Source organism: Nitrospirillum guanabarense (assembly GCF_034653355.1).
GTDB lineage: Bacteria > Pseudomonadota > Alphaproteobacteria > Azospirillales > Azospirillaceae > Nitrospirillum.
Genome location: NZ_JAYEER010000004.1, coordinates 2467654 through 2482430, shown reverse-complemented (window position 1 = coordinate 2482430; position 14777 = coordinate 2467654). Strand labels below are relative to the sequence as shown.

At 70.6% G+C, this 14777-nt stretch carries 15 protein-coding genes; 8 read left to right on the top strand and 7 right to left on the bottom strand.

Going from position 1 to position 14777, the window contains the following annotated elements; genetic code table 11:
* Positions 1-58: 58 nt before the first annotated feature.
* Together nth and UAA55_RS29650 are read right to left on the bottom strand one after the other, a co-directional pair.
* Positions 59-700 (bottom strand): endonuclease III, encoded by a 642-nt coding sequence (gene nth, locus UAA55_RS29655; RefSeq protein WP_322957363.1) that lies wholly within the window; start codon positions 698-700, stop codon positions 59-61.
* A gap of 183 nt (positions 701-883) precedes the next feature.
* Positions 884-1795: a LysR family transcriptional regulator gene (locus UAA55_RS29650; protein ID WP_322957361.1), complete on the bottom strand. Its 912-nt coding sequence runs from the start codon at positions 1793-1795 to the stop codon at positions 884-886.
* Between the two features lie 136 nt (positions 1796-1931).
* Here UAA55_RS29650 and UAA55_RS29645 point away from each other — a divergent pair, with 136 nt between their 5' ends.
* Both UAA55_RS29645 and UAA55_RS29640 read left to right on the top strand, forming a co-directional pair.
* Positions 1932-2696, top strand: coding sequence for an SDR family oxidoreductase (locus UAA55_RS29645; protein WP_322957359.1), 765 nt, complete (start codon positions 1932-1934; stop codon positions 2694-2696).
* 96 nt (positions 2697-2792) lie between these two features.
* Positions 2793-3284 (top strand): DUF2244 domain-containing protein, encoded by a 492-nt coding sequence (locus UAA55_RS29640; RefSeq protein ID WP_322957357.1) that lies wholly within the window; start codon positions 2793-2795, stop codon positions 3282-3284.
* Positions 3285-3417: 133 nt separating this feature from the next.
* Here UAA55_RS29640 and UAA55_RS29635 read toward each other — a convergent pair whose 3' ends face one another.
* From UAA55_RS29635 to UAA55_RS29620, 4 genes are all read right to left on the bottom strand, one after another.
* Positions 3418-5889 carry a patatin-like protein gene (locus tag UAA55_RS29635; protein WP_322957356.1) on the bottom strand — a complete coding sequence of 824 codons (2472 nt, stop codon included), beginning with the start codon at positions 5887-5889 and terminating at the stop codon, positions 3418-3420.
* Positions 5890-5970: 81 nt separating this feature from the next.
* Positions 5971-6915 carry a DMT family transporter gene (locus tag UAA55_RS29630; RefSeq protein ID WP_322957355.1) on the bottom strand — a complete coding sequence of 315 codons (945 nt, stop codon included), beginning with the start codon at positions 6913-6915 and terminating at the stop codon, positions 5971-5973.
* On the bottom strand, positions 6915-7715 hold the full coding sequence (gene dapB / locus UAA55_RS29625) for a 4-hydroxy-tetrahydrodipicolinate reductase (RefSeq protein WP_322957354.1): 801 nt from the start codon (positions 7713-7715) through the stop codon (positions 6915-6917). Before dapB ends, UAA55_RS29630 begins: the two co-directional genes overlap by 1 nt.
* Before the next feature lie 45 nt (positions 7716-7760).
* Positions 7761-8726, bottom strand: coding sequence for a zinc ABC transporter substrate-binding protein (locus UAA55_RS29620; RefSeq protein WP_322957353.1), 966 nt, complete (start codon positions 8724-8726; stop codon positions 7761-7763).
* A gap of 145 nt (positions 8727-8871) precedes the next feature.
* On the opposite strand from UAA55_RS29620, the gene UAA55_RS29615 reads away from it, so the two are divergent.
* The 3 genes from UAA55_RS29615 to UAA55_RS29605 all read left to right on the top strand — a co-directional run bounded on the left by UAA55_RS29615 (position 8872) and on the right by UAA55_RS29605 (position 10957).
* Positions 8872-9720: a metal ABC transporter ATP-binding protein gene (locus UAA55_RS29615; protein WP_322957352.1), complete on the top strand. Its 849-nt coding sequence runs from the start codon at positions 8872-8874 to the stop codon at positions 9718-9720.
* Positions 9713-10507 (top strand): zinc ABC transporter permease subunit ZnuB, encoded by a 795-nt coding sequence (gene znuB, locus UAA55_RS29610; RefSeq protein WP_322957351.1) that lies wholly within the window; start codon positions 9713-9715, stop codon positions 10505-10507. The genes UAA55_RS29615 and znuB overlap by 8 nt, the downstream gene beginning before the upstream one ends.
* A gap of 153 nt (positions 10508-10660) precedes the next feature.
* Positions 10661-10957 (top strand): hypothetical protein, encoded by a 297-nt coding sequence (locus UAA55_RS29605; RefSeq protein ID WP_322957349.1) that lies wholly within the window; start codon positions 10661-10663, stop codon positions 10955-10957.
* Positions 10958-10981: 24 nt separating this feature from the next.
* Here the strand turns inward: UAA55_RS29605 and UAA55_RS29600 are convergent, their stop codons facing one another.
* Positions 10982-12310 carry a penicillin-binding protein activator gene (locus UAA55_RS29600; protein WP_322957347.1) on the bottom strand — a complete coding sequence of 443 codons (1329 nt, stop codon included), beginning with the start codon at positions 12308-12310 and terminating at the stop codon, positions 10982-10984.
* Positions 12311-12377: 67 nt separating this feature from the next.
* Between UAA55_RS29600 and rsmI the strand changes: the two genes are divergently transcribed.
* From rsmI to UAA55_RS29585, 3 genes are all read left to right on the top strand, one after another.
* The gene (gene rsmI / locus UAA55_RS29595; RefSeq protein WP_322957345.1) at positions 12378-13349 is read left to right on the top strand and encodes a 16S rRNA (cytidine(1402)-2'-O)-methyltransferase; all 972 of its coding nucleotides are present in this window, start codon (positions 12378-12380) and stop codon (positions 13347-13349) included.
* Positions 13336-13725, top strand: coding sequence for a YraN family protein (locus UAA55_RS29590; protein WP_322957344.1), 390 nt, complete (start codon positions 13336-13338; stop codon positions 13723-13725). Before rsmI ends, UAA55_RS29590 begins: the two co-directional genes overlap by 14 nt.
* Before the next feature lie 125 nt (positions 13726-13850).
* Complete coding sequence (locus tag UAA55_RS29585) at positions 13851-14741, top strand: SirB1 family protein (protein WP_322957343.1); 891 nt, start codon at positions 13851-13853, stop codon at positions 14739-14741.
* The last annotated feature ends 36 nt before the right edge of the window (positions 14742-14777 follow it).

Sequence of the window (14777 nt, the reverse complement as noted above, 5' to 3'; positions counted from 1 at the left end):
GCTAAAGTTTTGCGGGCCGGTCCTTAGCGGGGCTGGCCCGTTTCGTATGCGGAACGACCTAAGCGGTCAGCACCGTCTTGGCCTCGTAGGCGCACAGGTCGATCACGCTGCACACGGCGCAGTCGGGCTTGCGCGCCTTGCAGATATAGCGGCCGTGCAGGATCAGCCAGTGGTGGGCGTGCAGGCGATAGGCCTTGGGCACCACCTTCACCAGTTTCTCCTCCACCACCTCCACCGTCTTGCCCGGCGCCAGGCCGGTGCGGTTGGACACGCGGAAGATATGGGTGTCGACGGCGATGGTCGGCTCCCCGAAGGCCACGTTCAGCACCACGTTGGCCGTCTTGCGGCCCACGCCCGGCAGCTCCTCCAGCTCCTCGCGCTTACGCGGCACCTGGCCGCCGTGCTTCTCCAGCAGGATTTCCGACAGGCGGATGACGTTGGCGGCCTTGGTCTTGTACAGGCCGATGGTCTTCACATGGTCGCGCACCGTCGCCTCCCCCAGCGCCACCATGGCGGCGGGGTTGTCGGCGACCTGGAACAGGGCCTTGGTCGCCTTGTTCACGCCCACATCCGTTGCCTGGGCCGACAGCACCACCGCCACCAGCAGGGTGTAGGGGTTGACGTATTCCAGTTCCGTCTTCGGTTCGGGGTCCCGCTCCGCCAGCCTGCGGAAGAATTCCTCGATGTTCGCGCGTTTCATGTTTTTCGTGTTCCTCAGACGCCGGCGGGCCGTCCGGCCCTTGGCTTGTCCTCGCTGCGCGCCCCTTTACACTAACTGGGCGGTGCTCGCTCCGGCGGCCCCGGTCGGGGCCTAGGGTAAAGGGGACTGGCGTGGCGGCCTGGCCATGTGGCCGGCAAATCTACGGGTGGTGGGGCGGGCGGATCAAGCGGGGCACTCCCACGCCGGGGTGCCGTGGAAGGCGTCGGCCAGGAAGTCGATCAGGGCGCGGACCTTGGCGCTGACATGGCGGCGGCTGGGATAGACGGCCAGGATGTCGATGTCGGGGATGCGGTGGTCGGGCAGCACCGGCACCAGACGGCCGGTGCGCAGGTCGTCACCGATCAGGAAGGTGGGCTGCCAGATGATGCCCTCCCCCGCCACGGCGGCCGCGCGGGCGGTGTCGCCGTTGTTGGTCACCAGGCGGATGGGGACGCGCACGGTCACCGGCTTGCCCTCCGGGTCCAGCAGCACCCAGTCCTCCGGCACGCCGGTATAGCTGTAGGCGACGCGCACATGGTTGGCCAGGCAGTCCGGCGTCCGTGGCACGCCCCGGCGGGCCAGATAGTCGGGCGACGCGCACAGCACGTTGCGGGAGGTGGCCAGCTTGCGCGCGGCGTAGGTGGGCGAGCCGCCGCGCGAGATGCGGATGCCCAGGTCGAACCCCTCCTCCACCATGTCCACCACCCGGTCGGTGAGGGCGACGTCCAGCAATACGTCGGGATACTGCCGCATGAAGCGGGGCCATAGCGGCGCCAGATGCAAAATGCCGAAGCTCAACGGCGCGTTCACCCGCAGCCGCCCCCGGGGCTTCAGCGTGGTGGCCGAGGCCAGCGCCTCCGCCTCCGCCACTTCTTCCAGGATGGTCTGCGCGCGCTCGTACAGCGCTTCGCCGGCCTCGGTCAGCGACAGCCGGCGCGAGGTGCGGTTCAGCAGTCGGCTGCCCAGGTAGGTCTCCAGCTCACTGACATAGCGGGTGACGTTAGCGGGTGAGGTGTTCAGGGCGTCCGCCGCCTTGGCGAAGCCGCCCCGCGACACCACCGTGGCGAACACCTCGAACGCGCGCAGCCTGTCCATGGGGTGGTCCTGTCATTATTCAGGAAAGATGAATTATCAAGTCACTTTTGCCCCATCGATGCAAGCCCTTCTGAAAGATAAACCTTTGTCTATCAGCGGCGCGGTCGTCGCGCCGACCCCAGCATCGGAGAGAAAAATGGCTCGTTTACAGAACAAGGTCGCCCTCGTCACCGGCGCCAGCTCAGGCATCGGTCGCGCCACCGCCAAGCTGTTCGCGACGGAAGGTGCCAAGGTCGTGGTCGGCGCCCGCCGCCAGGCGGAGTTGGACAGCTTGGTGGCCGAGATCACCGCCGCCGGCGGCCAGGCCGTGGCGCTGGCCGGCGACGTCCAGCACGAGGACTATAACCAGGCCCTGGTGGCCCTGGCGGTGGAACGTTTCGGCCGCCTGAACATCGCCTTCAACAACGCCGGCACCCTGGGTGAGACAGGCCCCAGCACCGGCGTGAGCGAGGCCGGCTGGGCCAACACCCTGGCCGTGAACCTCACCGGCCCCTTCCTGGGCGCCAAGCACCAGATCGGCCAGATGGTGAAGAACGGTGGCGGTTCGGTGGTCTTCACCTCTACCTTCGTCGGCCACACCTTCGCCTTCCCCGGCTTGGCCGCCTACGCCGCCAGCAAGTCCGGCCTGATCGGCCTGACCCAGGCGCTGGCCGCCGAGTTCGGCCCCCAGGGCGTGCGGGTCAACGCCGTGCTGCCGGGTGCGGTGGAGACCGAGATGTACCACGCCGCCAACGACACGGCGGAGAAGCGTGACTGGGTGAACAACGCCCACGCCTTGCGCCGCGCCGGCCAGCCGGAGGAACTGGCCCGCGCCGTCCTCTACCTGGCGTCGGACAACTCGTCGTTCGTCACCGGCACCGCCCAGCTGGTGGACGGCGGCATTTCGATAACCCGTAGCTAAGGTGTGCGTACCCAAGCGCGGACAGCATGACCGGGGCCTGGTGCCCCGCACGGGGCGGCCTTTACCGGGTGGTGAGGCCGCCCTACTGTTTTGTCCATGATCCATGACGAAACCACCCTGAGGCAGACTTGGCTCAGCGTCATCCTGCGGCCCCACCGCAGCCTGTCGCCGAAGGGGTTCCGCATCCTCATGGGGCTGGTGGCGGCGGTCAGCTTCGGCGTGGGCCTGGTCTTCTTCCTGCGCGGCGCCTGGCCGGTCATCGGTTTCTGCGGCGTGGACGTGTTGGTGATCTATCTGGCGTTCCGCGCCAGCTACCGCTCCGCCCGGCTGTATGAGCGGGTGGAGCTGACCGACCGGGCCCTGACGGTGGAACGGGTGGAACCCCGCCGCCCCAGCCGCAGCTGGTCCTTCATCCCCTATTGGCTGCGCGTCCATATGGACGACCCCGCCCAACACGACAGCCAGGTGGTGCTGACCAGCCACGGCAAGCGCCTGGTGGTGGGCGCCTTCCTGCCCATGGAAGAACGGGTGCAGGTGGCCAGCGCACTCAACCAAGCCCTGGCGAAACATCGCCAAGGCTTGGTTTAGCTTCCCTCAGGCGCCGGGCGCCAGCATCCGCTGGCTTGGGCTTATCCTCAGTTTCCAGTCCGCTCCGCTGCCCGGAAACTTCCGGCGGCCGCGGTCGCGGCCTTGTCGCTTCGCTCCTTCGCGGTGGGCGGCCTCACCCTTCCGCCAACAGGCTCTCCAGCCAGCGCAAGGCGGGCGACCGGTCGCCCAGGCGTTGCCGCTCCGTCCGGGCGATGGCGGCGAACAGGCGGCGCTTCAGGCCGGGGCCGTCCACGCCCGGTGGATGGCCGGCGGCGTCCAGCACCAGGTCCACCAGGCGGTCGGTGGCGTGCAGGCGACCCATGAGGTAGTCGCTCTCACGGTGCACGCGGCTGAAAAAGGCACCGAAATGGTTGATCTCCCGCCCCTTCAGCGGGATGGCGCCGCCCATGGCCTGGCAGAAGCGGGCGTCGTCCGGACTAATGCGGTCCACCCGCACCTCCTCCAGATCGTCCAGCTCTCGCCACCCGCTGATGGAAAAGGTCAGCACGTCCCAGAAGGCGAAGCCGACGTAGGCGACGAACAGCTCCCGTCGCGCCGCCACGCCCAGCATGTTCAGGCCCATCAGGGCGAAGATCTCGTCCACCTGCTGGTTGATGGCGTTCAGGTCGATGCGCCGCGCCAGGTCCCACATCACCTGGTCCACCGCCGCCACGTCCGGCTGGCGGCCCATGGCCAGGGGCTCGACGAAGGGCACCGCCAGGGCCTCGCGCTCCTCGGCGCTGAGAAAGGCGCCCAACTCGTAGACACGCAGCCGCTCCAGGCAGTCGTACAGGTTCGCCTTGATCTCATCCAGGTCGCGGGCGGCGACGTCGGCGAACTCGTCCTCCTCCAGCCGTGCATACAGCTCATTCAGGGCGCGGATGACGAAGCGCAGGCGCCGGCCGCGAAATCCCACGTCGAAGGCCAGCAGGAAGCGCACCCAGGGCGGCGCGTCGCCGCCCGGCATGCCGTCCTCCCGCCGTTCCAGGCTCCAGGTCGACACCTGGTCGGGGGTGATGCCGGTGGCCCGCGCCCAGGCGTGCAGGGCATCCGTCGCCTGGCGTGCCGCCGCCGTGCCCGGCTGATAGCCGCACCCCACCGCCACCAGCCGGCCCATGGCGTCCAGCACCGAGGTCAGCTTGAGGCGGACGTAGGCCTCATAGGCGAAGCCCGCCTCCTGGGCCGCGCGGCCGTTGGCGATTTCCCGCCAGTCATGGATTTGGGCGTAGGTTAGTTCGGCCGGCGGCTCACCCCCCACCACCTCATGCACCAGCTGGGTGATGCCGGGGCGGGCGGCGTCGATGACGGAGCGCAGCTGCCGCACCCGGGCGTTGTTACGGTCGATGGACACCAGTTCGTCGCGCACCGGCTCATTGCGCGGAATGTCGGACAATGCCCCCTTGAGCGTGCGGAAAAAGCCCGGCGTCTCCGCCCTGGCCACCCGCTTCAGGTGGGCGGGGTCGGGGTCGATGTAGATCAGCCGGCGGTCGACCTCGCGATAGGCCGGGCGGCCCGAGATGGCGCGCAGGGCCTCGGCGAAGGGCTTGTTGTTCAGCACGCTGCCGTCGATGAAGCTGATGCGCCCCGGGTCCACGCCGGCGGCGTTGTAGCGGCGGAAGTTGCGCTTCAGGAAGCGTTCCCGCTCCGGCCAGGCCTGGCCCCGCCGGGCCAGCAGGCCGTCCAGCGCCTTCAGGTGCGCCGGCGCGAAGGCGCCGGGGAAGGAGGAGGAGGCGCGGGCGGCGAACACCAGGCCGGGGACGGCGCCCTCGCCGAAATCCGTATCCACCTGGCCGCCAGGCCAGCGGCGGTAGTGGAACTTGAGGACGTGGCGATGCTCCCGCTCCTCCACCGACGGCGGGTCGTGGGCGGGGATGCGCTGCAGGAAGCCGTGGAAGTCGGTGACGGTGACGAACAGGGACAGGGATTGCCCCGCCGGCAGCAGCGAGGCATAGGGGCTGACCGGCCGCCCCATGGCGGACGCCGCGTCCAGCAGCATCTCCATCAGCCGCATGCCGTCGAACGGCGGCTTGAACCAGCGGGACCGCACGAACATGGACAGCTTCCACCGCATCTCGTCATCCGGCGCCAGGCGCATCAGCCGCCCCAGGCCATAGGCCAGGAAGGGCTTCAGGAACCACTTGCTCCACTTCGTCGCCCGGCCGTCCTCCACCATCAGGTTGGTGACGTCGGCCCCGTCCAGCCACAGTTCGGTCAGGGCGTCCAGGTCCAGGTCATGCGCCAGGGCGCGGGCCAGCAGCACGCCGTTGATGCCGCCGGCGGACGATCCGGCGATGACGTCGATGACGATGCGCAGGTCGATATGGGCACCCACCTCCTGCAGCAGGGCGACGTAGACCTCCTCCGTGTCCGGCGTCTGGGCGCCGCCATCCAGGCTGGCGCCGCTGCTGTAGCCGATGCGGCGGGCCAGGTCGTCCTGCAGGGCCTGGTAACTGCCCTGGGCCCGCAGCCGGGGGTCATGGGTGCCGTGGAACACGCGCGAGGCGCGGGCCAGCTTCAGCAGTTCCTTGGTGACGCCGTGCATGTAGACGGCCAGCGACACCCCGCCGTAGCAGACGAGCGCCATGCGCAGTTCTTTTTCCTTCACGGCATGGCATCCGAGGCGGTGGTTTCTCCCGCTCCGACTGTCGCGCCGCGATCCCGGGCGGTCAATTAAGTCTTTGAGACTTTAAGTTTTTGAGGGTGGGGGACGACGATTGCGCGCCAGCGTGGTGACCAATACGCCGCCGCCGATCAGCAGGGTCGCGGCCGTCTCCGCCAGGCTGGGCGCCTCGCCCAGCATCAGGGCGCCCAGGCCCAGGGTGACGACGGGAATCAGGGCCGGCAGGGCGGCGGCCCCGGTGGCGCCCAGCAGCACCACGGCGCGGTTGAAGGCGGCCAATCCCACCAGGGTGGTGAAGCAGCCCTGATAGACAGCCTGCAGGGCGACGTCGGGCAGGGCCGCCTGACCGATGCCCTTGGGTAAAAACAACAGGTAGGGCGGCAGGTACAGCAGCGCCGACCCGGTGGCGACGATGGCGGTGGCATGCAGCGGGCCGACACCGCTGCGCCGCAGGACGATGACGTAGATGGCCCACATGAACGCGCCGCCCAGGAACAGGGCGTGGCCCAGGGCCGCGCCGTCGCCGCCGCCGCTGAACAGGCTGGGCCCGCCGATCAGGGCGCTGCCGCCCAGGATCAGGCCCACGCCGGCCCAGCCGATGACCGGCAGGCGCTCGCGCAGGAACAGGGCGCCCAGCACGGCGGTCATGGCCGCCATGGGGCCGGGGGTCAGGGCCGCCGCGTGCGAGGCCGGGGCATGGCGGGCGCCGGCCGCCAGCATCAGGGCGTAGGGCGCCCCCGATCCCGCCACCAGCAGCGCCAGTCCGCCCAGGCCCAGCCGGTCGAAGGCCAGGCCCCGGCGGCGCAGGATGGGAACCATCAGGGCGCCGGCGGTGGCGAAGCGCAGGGCCACCAGGTCGAAGGCGTTCAGGCCGGCCTTCACGCCCATGCGGGTGATGACGAAGGACCCCGCCCACACCGCCACCGCCAGCAGGCCCCACAACGCGCCCCGCAGGCCGGGGTGCGCCCAGCGGCCCGGGGTGGTGGGAAGCTCGGCGGCGGCATCGGTCATTACAGGCCCAAGACGTCGCGCATGCTGTAGAGGCCGGGGGCCTTGCCGCCGGCCCAGATCGCGGCGCGCACGGCACCCCGGGCGAAGATGGCGCGGCTGCCAGCCTTGTGGGTCAGCTCGACGCGCTCACCCTCCGCCGCGAAGATGACCGTGTGGTCGCCCACCACGTCGCCGCCGCGCAGGGTGGCGAAGCCGATGTGCCCAGCCTCACGCGCGCCGGTGTGGCCGTCGCGCACCCGGTCGGACACGGCCGCCAGGTCGACGCCGCGCCCGGCCGCCGCCGCGCGGCCCAGGCCCAGCGCGGTGCCGGAGGGGGCGTCCACCTTGTGGCGGTGGTGCATCTCAACGATCTCGATGTCCCAGACGTCGGGCCCCAGGGTGCGGGCCACGTCCTCCACCAAGGCCAGCAGCAGGTTCACGCCCAGGCTCATGTTAGGCGCTTGCACCAGGGCGGCCGTCTTGGACGCGGTGTCGATGGCGGCCTGCTGGTCCGGCGCCAGGCCGGTGGTGCCCACCACCAGGGCCGTGCCGTGGCGGCCGGCCAGCGCGGCGTGCGCGGCCGTGCCGGCGGGGGTGGTGAAGTCGATGATGGCATCGCTGGCGGCGAACAGGGCGTCGACGTCGCTGGTGGAGATGATGCCGGCGGGCTCCAGCCCCGCCAGGGTGCCCAGATCCCTGCCCAGGTCCGGGTTGCCGGGGCGCATGGTGCCGCCGGACAGGGTGGCGCCGGGGGTGCCCAGCACCTCCCGCATCAGCATGCGGCCCATCCGGCCGCCGCAGCCCACGATCCCGATCCACATGATGTCGCCCTCACCAATCCCATCGTGGGGCGGTCTTAACACAGCTTACCCGCCCAAGCATCCCGCCAGGGCATGGGCGTTGGCGCGCATCAGGGTGGCGTAGAGGTCCGGCCCGGCGGGCAGCAGGGCGCCCTCGGGGTCCAGTACGCCGCGTTTGGCCTGGGTCCCGTCGACCAGGGTGCCGATCAGCGCCGTCTCGAACTGTGGCTCGGCGAAGACGCAGGTGGCGCCGGAGGCCTGGATGCGGGCGCGCAGCTGGCTGAGGCGCGCGGCACCCGGCCGCACCTCCGGGTTCAGGGTGATGGCGCCCACCCCGTCCAGGCGGTAGCGCGCCTCCAGGTAATGGAAGGCGTCGTGGAAGACGACGAAGGGTTTGGCACTGACCGGGGCCAGGATGGCGCCGATCTCCGCGTCCAGGGCGTCCAGGCTGCGCAGCAGGGCGGCCAGGTTGTCGCGATAGCGGACGGCGTGGGCGGGATCGCGCTGGATCAGGGCGTCGGCCATGGCGCGGGCCATGGCCTTGGCGTTGGTGGGATCCAGCCAGGCATGGCCGTCGATCTGGTTGTCGGCGGCGCCCCCCGCCACGGCGGGCACCAGGTGGGGATGGCCATCCGGGTGGGTGTCGCCGCTCTCCCAGGCGCCGGCGTTGCGCAGGGCCAGGGGGCGCAGGCCCGGCGCCTCGATCAGGGTGACGATGTGGGCGCCGCGCGCCAGGCTGGCCAGCGGCTTCACCAGGAAGGGCTCCAGCGTCGGGCCCATCCAGAACACGATATCGGCCTGGGACAGGGCCGCCGCATCGGATGGCTTCAGGCTGAAGCTGTGGGGGCTGGCCGTGCCGTCCACCAACAACTTCGGATTATTCCCCCCCTGGCCGACCCCCTGCATCAGCGCCGCCGCCAGGGAATGCACCGGCTTCACGCTGGCCACCACACGCGGGACGTCCGCCCGGGACGGGGCCGTGAACGCCAGCCACAGCAAGGCGACCAGGGACAGGATGCGCAAGGGGGACATCGGGGTACCAATCGGAATCAAGGGCGCCGGAGACGGCGTCTCCGGCATGCAATGTTATATTATAACGTTTGTCAAGTCGGTCCGGATGCCGTAAAGCCGGGGGGCACGCATGCCCGCGTCGCAGGTTTCCCGCCAGGAAGGGCCCATGCCGTCCGACGCAGAGCTTCCAGAGATGTTGCCCGGTGCGGCGTTTATCAAGGACCCGGTCCTGATCAGGACGACGGGCCTGACGGTGCAGTTCGGCCGGCGCATGGTGCTGCAGTCGGTGGACCTGTCCGTTTCAGCGGGTGAGGTTGTGACCCTGGTCGGTCCCAATGGCGCCGGCAAGTCCACCCTGCTGCGCAGCGTGCTGGGATTGCAGCGGCCCAGCGGCGGCACCGTGTGGCGAAAGCCGGGCCTGCGCGTCGGCTACATGCCCCAGCGCCTGGCGGTGGATGCCACCCTGCCCTTGACCGTGCGGCGCCTGCTGGGCCTGTGGGGCCCGGTGACCGACGCGGCGGTGGATGAGACGCTGGGCGAGGTGGGCGCCGCCAGCCTGGCCGACAGTCCGGTGCAGGCCCTGTCGGGCGGGGAATTGCAGCGCGTCATGCTGGCCCGCGCCCTGCTGCGCCGGCCCGACCTGCTGGTGCTGGACGAGCCCGCGCAGGCGGTGGACGTCGCGGGCCAGGCCACGCTGTACGCCCTGATCGACGCCATCCGTCGGCGCCACGGCTGCGGTGTGTTGATGGTCAGCCACGACCTCAGCTACGCCATCAACGGCACCGACCGCCTGGTCTGCCTGAACGGCCATGTCTGCTGCGCCGGCCGGCCGGAGGATGTGCGCCGCCATCCCGATTTCCAGGCCCTGTTCGGTATAGATCCGCTGGCCATGCCGCCCTGGCTGTCCGCCGCCGGGCCGCACAGCCATGGCGCCGCCACGCCCGGCTGCCAGCACACGCACGGCTCCGGGACCAAGGACACGCACACCCCCAAGGACAAGCCCACCCATGGATGATTTCCTGTTGCGCGCGCTGGCCGGCGGTGTCGGCGTCGCCCTGGCGGCGGGCCCCCTGGGCTGTTTCGTCGTCTGGCGGCGCATGGCCTATTTCGGTGACACCCTGTCCCATGCCGCCCTGCTGGGCATCGCGCTGGGCTTCGTCGCCGGCATCAACCTGATGCTGGCGGTGGCGCTGGTGGGGCTGGTGCTGGCGGGCGTGCTGGTGCTGATGCAGCGCCAGCGCAAGCTGGCCACCGACACGCTGCTGGGCCTGCTCAGCCATACCACGCTCAGCCTGGGCCTCATCGCCGTGGCCCTGCTGCAGACGGTGCGCGTGGATCTCATGTCCTACCTGTTCGGCGATATCCTGGCCGTCAGCGCCGGGGACCTGGTCTGGATCTGGGGTGGCGGGGCCGTGGTTCTCACCTTGCTGGCCTGGCTGTGGCGCCCCCTGCTGGCCATGACGGTGAACGAGGATCTGGCGCGGGTGGAGGGCGTGCCCGTGCTGGCCACGCAACTGGGTTTCATGATGCTGATGGCCGCCACCATCGCCCTGGCCATGAAGGTGGTGGGCGTGCTGCTGATCACCGCATTGCTGATCATCCCGGCCGCCTGCGCCCGCCGATTCGCCCGCACACCGGAAATCATGGCCGTCCTGGCGGCCGTTGTCGGCGCGCTATCGGTCTGCGGCGGCCTGGGCGCCAGCTTCCGCGCCGATTTGCCGGCGGGGCCGGCAGTGGTGGTTGCTGCGGCCGCGTTGTTCCTGCTGTCCCAGCTTTTCCCAAGGGGTGGAATACCACGCTGAGGCCGGCGCCAGCCACCGCAGGTGGCGGGGGTTTCGCATGCGCACACCGTTTTAACTAATTTTTAAGCATAATTTTCCTACCCGAACCGCGCCATTTCGGTCACTATCTAATTAACAGTACGTGAACCGACGCCCACCTGGTGTGTGGCAGACATGACGATGGAGCATGGTTTGGATCGGTTCTCCCCCGCCGGCATGAAGGCCGGCTACGCGCAGGCGTCCGCCGGCTCAATGAGCCAAGGCTTCATCGCCGGGGAACTGCGCCGCGACACCGACCACTCGGCCGCCAGCCGCGTGGCCCGCCTCGCCTGGTTCGAGCTGGCCGCCGCCGCTACCCGACGATCGCTGGCGCAGGATATGGCCGCCGACATCGGTCTCCCCGACATGGACGGCGTGGACCTGGACGGCTTCGACCTGACCTTGGGTGCGTCCCGCGTCGTCTCCCGCTGAAGGGGCGACTGACGGCCCCCAGTTTCAGGAACCGGTGTTGGGGGTGGGCGCGGCGGCCGCGGCCGGTGTCGTGGCGAAGCTGGTGGGCGCCGGATCCACGACGGTCACGCCGGTCCTGGTGACCTCCAACACCGACAGGCCCCGCTCCACCTGGCCGGTGGGCAGCAGACGGAACACGCCGTCGATGCCGGCGAAGCCGTTGGGGTCGGTCAGGTTTTCCCGGACATAGGCCTTGTGCCCCTTGGCCAGCACCGCGGCCAGGGCGGTCGCGTCATAGGCCAGGGTGGCCAGGCGCGGCGGGCGCTGGCCATACACGTCGTTGAACCGCTTCTCAAAGCCCTGGCGCGCGTCGGGCGCGGCGCTGGCATACCAGCCGCCCACCAGCGCCGGTTCGCGGCCGATGCCGGGCTCGTCCCACTGGCCGGTGCCCAGGAAACGCACGGGGCCCGGGTCGATGTCGAAGAAGGGCAGCAGGGGCGCCACCTCCTTCAGCCGCTGGCCGCCTTCCGCGATCAGGATGGCCTGGAAGGGCAGCTCCTCCACCGCGGGGCCGGGTTTTCCGTCCTTGTTGGCCGCGGCTTCGCGCGCCGCCGCCATCTGGGCGTGGCGCTGGTCGAAATTGGACAGCCGCTTGATGGTGTCGCTGACGTCCTTCTGCGTGGACAGGTAGCGCGCGGCGCGGGTCACGTCGGCGCCCGCCTTGGATGCGGCCTCGCGCATGGCCTGTTCCACCATGTCGCCATTGGCGCCCGCCGGCGCCAGCAGCGCCAGGTGGGTCAGGCCGTGGCTGGCGGCGTAGCTAACCACGCGGGACACCTGGTCCTGCGGCTGGAAGCCCAGCACCCAGGTGCCGCCGGCGGGGGCGTGGGTATCCGCCACGGTGGCGTCGTTGGAAAAGCTCAGCACCGGCACCGCGCCGGCCACCGGCGCCACCGCCTTGGCGTCCACGCCATAGACCGGGCCGATCAGCAGGGTGGCGCCGGCGGCCAGCGCGTCCCGCGCCGCGGCCACCGAGCCCTCGGGCGTGCTCTTGGTATCGCGGATCAGCAGCTGGAAATGGCTGTCGGCGGTGTCGAACAGGGCCATCTGGGCCGCCTGCTGCATGGCCTCGCCCAGGCTGGCGGCCTTGCCCGACAGGGGCAGCAGCAGGGCCACGCGCACCGTCTCATCCGTCGCGACGGTGGCGGCGGGCGTGGGGGCGGCCTCGGGCGCGGGTTGCGCGGCCTGGGGTTGGGGTGGCGGGGCCTCCTGCCGCGGCGCTTGCGCCTGCGGCGGCGGGGCCGTTACCGTGGGCTGGCTGGCGCAGGCGGCCAACAGGGTCAGCGTCAACAGCCCCGCTGCGACTTTGCCCACTGGGGTTTTGGCCGAGAACCCGGCGTACATCATCGCGAACCCACCTTTTGGACCACCAGCCGATCCCATGAAACCGCAGCATCCGCCTGTCGACGATGTCGACGCCGGCGACGCCCCTGAAGAAACCCACGACGAGGCCCTTTGGGAAGAGGACGCCGCGCAAGACGGGGCAGAGCCTAGCGGCAGCGTCACCCCGCGTAAACCGCCGCCTGGCCTGCATGTCGTCGCCACCCCCATCGGCAACGCCGGCGACATCACCCTGCGCGCGCTGGAAACGCTGAAGGGTGTCGACGCCATCGCCTGCGAGGACACGCGGGTGACGGCCAAGCTGATGACCCGCTACCAGGTGCGCAAGCCGCTGCTGCCCTATCACGAGCACAACGCCGCCCGCATGCGGCCGCAGCTGCTGGCCCGCATCGCGGCTGGCGAGGCCATCGCCCTGGTGTCGGACGCCGGCACGCCCCTGATCTCCGACCCCGGGTACAAGCTGGTGCGCGAGGCGCGCGATCAGGGCCTGCACGTCACCCATCTGCCGGGGGCCAGCGCCACCCTGACGGCCCTGGTGCTGGCGGGCCTGCCTTCCGATCGTTTCCTGTTCGCGGGCTTCCTGCCCAACAAGACGGGCGCCCGACGGGCCGCGCTTGAGGAGCTGGCGCCGGTGCGCGCCACCCTGGTGCTGTTCGAGTCGGCCCAGCGCCTGGCCGATCTGCTGGCCGACGCCGCCCAGGTGATGGGCGGGCGCGAGGTGGCGGTGGCACGCGAGCTGACCAAGCTGTTCGAGGAGGTCCGGCGCGGCACCCTGCCCGAGCTGGCCACCCATTATGCGGACAACGGACCGCCCAGGGGTGAGGTGGTCGTGGTTATCGGCCCGCCCGTGGCGGCCGGCGAGGAGGCGGTCGACATCGACGGCCTGCTGCGCGCGGCCCTGCGCACCCTCAGCGTCCGTGACGCCGCCGCCACGGTGGCGGAGGCCAGCGGCGCCCCGCGCAAGCAGGTCTACCAGCGGGCGCTTGAGATCTCCAAAGATGACGCGGGCTGAGCGGCTGGCCAAAAAGACGCTGCAGGGCCGCTCCGGCGAACGCCTGGGCCGCTGGGCGGAGGCCTGGTGCCGCCTGGCCTTGCGGCTGAAAGGATATCGCGTCCTGGCCAGCCGCTGCCGCACACCGGCCGGGGAGATCGACATCGTCGCCCAGCGCGGCGACCTGCTGGCCATCGTCGAGGTCAAGGCGCGCCCGACGGAGGATCTGGGCCACCTGGCCGTCAGCCTGGCGCAGTGGCGCCGGCTGGAACGGGCCGCCGGCCTCTACGTCGCCGCCCGCCCCCGCCTGGCCCGCCACGCCCTCCGCTTCGACCTCATGATCGTCCGCCCCGGGCGCTGGCCGCTGCATAAGCCGGACGCGTGGCGCTCCTCCTGACGCCGCTTTCAGGGGCGTCAGTTGAGGGTTCCGGCGGCTTTGGTGGTCGACACCGGCCCCGGCGATGCGCTATCTCCCCAAGGCCCGACGCCAGAGGGCCCGATGCCGGAGGGAGCGTCCAGTCCGTGACCAGCCAGGGGTCCCAGAATCGCAGCAGCCGCGCCGGCAATGGCCAGGCGCAGGCCCGCGCGCTGTTGCGCGCCGTGGGCCAGATGCGCGATGAGGACATAGACTTGGCGGAAACCGCGCTGGCGCTGGCCGCCTTGTCCGGTGGGACCAGCCTGGCCCCCTACCGTCGCCACCTCACCGCCCTCTCCACCGCCGTGGCCAAGCGGACGGCCGGTCGCGCGCCTGAGACGCTGACGCTGCGGGACTGCTTGGACGCCTTGCGCGGCACCCTGGTGGACCGCATGGGGTACGAGGGCGACAGCGCCACGTACGAGGATTTGCAGAACGCCAACCTGGCCCGGGTCATCGACCGGCGCCGGGGCCTGCCCGTGGCCCTCGGCATCCTCTACATGCACGCCGCCCGCGCCCAGGGCTGGGACATGGTGGGCCTGAACTTCCCCGGCCATTTCCTCATCCGCCTGGACCACGGCGGCGACCGCGCCATCATCGACCCCTTCGGCGGCGGGCGGGTGCTGAGCGTGGTCGACCTGCGCGACCTGATCAAGCAGACCTCGGGTGCCGCGGCGGAGCTGGAGCCCGACCACTACGCCCCCGTGGGCAACCGCGACGTCCTCCTGCGCCTGCACAACAATGTGAAGCTGCTGCACATGCGCGGCGAGCGGCCGGATTTGGCGGCCGAGGCGGTGGAGGCCATGCTGCTGATGGCGCCGGGCCAGGTGGCCCTGTGGCGCGAGTCCGGCCTGCTGCAGGCCCAACTGGGCCACATCACCACCGCCATCTCGGCGTTCGAGACTTTCCTGGATCTGGGGGCGCGGGCCGGTACCTCGGCGCAGCTGCTGGACCAGGCGGCCACCCTGGTGCAGCATTTGCGCAACCGCCTGAATTGATCTTTGTTAAACCCCCGTGTGATCGGCGCCGCAGCC